The sequence below is a fragment of the Novosphingobium sp. AAP93 genome (genome assembly GCF_001296055.1).
GTDB lineage: Bacteria > Pseudomonadota > Alphaproteobacteria > Sphingomonadales > Sphingomonadaceae > Novosphingobium.
Map to the genome: position 1 here is coordinate 1 of NZ_LJHZ01000129.1, position 2,066 is coordinate 2,066.

The 2,066-nt window shown below is 55.9% G+C and carries 2 protein-coding genes; both read left to right on the forward strand.

Annotation, left to right across the window (positions count from 1 at the left end; all coding sequences use genetic code 11):
* Positions 1–976: DUF4157 domain-containing protein (locus tag IP83_RS19740; protein ID WP_156309854.1), on the forward strand; the 976-nt coding region annotated here is incomplete at its 5' end.
* On the forward strand, positions 966–1,370 hold the full coding sequence (locus IP83_RS20395) for a hypothetical protein (RefSeq protein ID WP_156309856.1): 405 nt from the start codon (positions 966–968) through the stop codon (positions 1,368–1,370). The genes IP83_RS19740 and IP83_RS20395, both read left to right, overlap by 11 nt.
* The last annotated feature ends 696 nt before the right edge of the window (positions 1,371–2,066 follow it).

Below are 2,066 nucleotides of genomic sequence, written 5' to 3' on the forward strand. Positions count from 1 at the left end.
GCGCCGCTTCGCGCCCGCGTGGAGCGCTGACAAGCCGCTGTATCGCTTCGGAAAAATCCGCCGCCGCGCCCAAACCCGCGTCGGGGCACCTATACTCGCCAATACGATAGGGAATCTTGTGGCGGACGCGGTGGCCGGAGATGGCAAGCCCAAGGCTGGGGGCAAGAATTCTGGGAAATCTGAGAACTCAACCTCCGGCAAGGGCGGCACGCAGGGCAGCGAGAATACCGACAGGGGCGCTGATGCGCTAACTGATGAGATTGTAGTTACCGGGAGCAGATGGCAGAACCATAGCTTCACGCCGATGCTATATGGGGCCTACGCCTCCGACGGACAAAATTGGAATCCGATCAGGGATGCAGGGGAAAGCATCTTCCGCGATCTGGAGGACAAACGGCAGGAGCTGGCGCATAACCTCCGAAATCTCCCTAGCAATGCTGCGAATGCCCTTGCTGATTCCATGCGCGGCCCGAACGCTAGAGAGCTGACTTCTGGCGAATACAAATTGATTCGGGATGCCTTCGGCCGCGAGATTGATCTAAGCGATGTCAGAATTGTCAATGGGCCAGGGTACAACCCTGATGCGCTGACAGCATTCAATCTGGGCGGCAATCCAGCCATCACAGAAGGAAATACGGTTTATATCGGTAAAAATTACTTAAATGATTTTTCATCGAGCCGAGCGGGAATTGAAACTCTTCTCCATGAATTCACGCATGTTCTGCAATATCAGACGCTTGGATTTTCGGGATTTGGCGCAAAGTACGCTGTTGATCTCAAGAATAATGGTTTCGATAGAAACAAGGTCTATGATTATCAGTCTAGGAGCACGACATTCCGCACTGAGACCCTAGAAGGTCAAGCCCAAATGGTTGGCGATTATGCGCGACTGCGGGCTGGGAATGTCCCATCGAGCGCACCTGCAATGCAATCACTTGCGAGAAGATTGCAGGGATCGGGCATATATGGCTTCTAAAGGTCATCGTGTGAAATTATTCGGCTTAATTCCGATGTTCATGCTCCTTGCTTGTCAGGGCTCTGCTGATATCGATCTAAATCAGGCGAGTGATGGAAAAATACATATTGGAATATCTAGGGAAGGCGATGAACGCCCTTGTGTATATGGACTTTCCATTAGTCACACATTTGGCGGAAAAATCCACCCCGACTGGGATATATATCTAGAAGAGGGGCGTCGAGATTTTTGTGTAAATAGATTTACATACCCGAATCTCCCGCCCCATTATTATTTGCTGCAGAAGCCGAATGCGCTGAAGTCGGGGGAGAAATACGAGGTCAGTGTAACTGGTGTGGGCTTTGGGGCCGGAAGGCAGTTCGTTCGAGTGGAATTGCTATCACAGGCACCTTGATGGCCACGCTGTGTTACCCTCCTCGACTGTGGTTGACGGGCGCACGAGCAGGCTCGCGCGGTGGCAGCGACACACGCCTTTGGCGTTGAGAATGTAATGCACCGTACGCACGGGTGCTGCGCCGGAAATCGGCGCGTTGTCATGGGGTTGCGCTGGGTGCCATGGCACCCGCCGGACACGGACGCTGGCACCCATGTCGTCCAGCGCCCTGCGGGTGACAGCAAAACCCGCGCAATCCCGCGCTTTATGGCTGGGTGCCATGGGTGACGGGGTGGTCCGGAGGGTGATCGATCCGGCAAGGCAGGATAAAAGGCGTCACGGTGTGCTTGCCGTTGCGGTCGTGGCGATGGCGGAGTTGTGCGGGGTTGCGCTGCGCCCGCCGCAATGTGCGTCGGCGTGGGGCAATGTGCGGTCTTGCCGTAAATGGCGGCTTGCGGTCTGTTGTCGCACGGTGCGCGCCGTCAGGGCTACGCCATGCTGCGCGGGCCTGGTCCCTGCCGGAACGGCTTTGCAAAACCCTTGATCCGGTTCAGGCTCGTTCCCTGGATCGTGACCCGGAAGTGATGGACTTGACGGCACACCCTACACGGCGCCCGTTGGTCTGGTTTGCGGCCAAGTGGTTGATATTGCTGTGTAAACGTTGTGCTACGGGGTGTCTGGCGTTGTAATACGAGGTGATGCGGCGTGGGTAAGCCG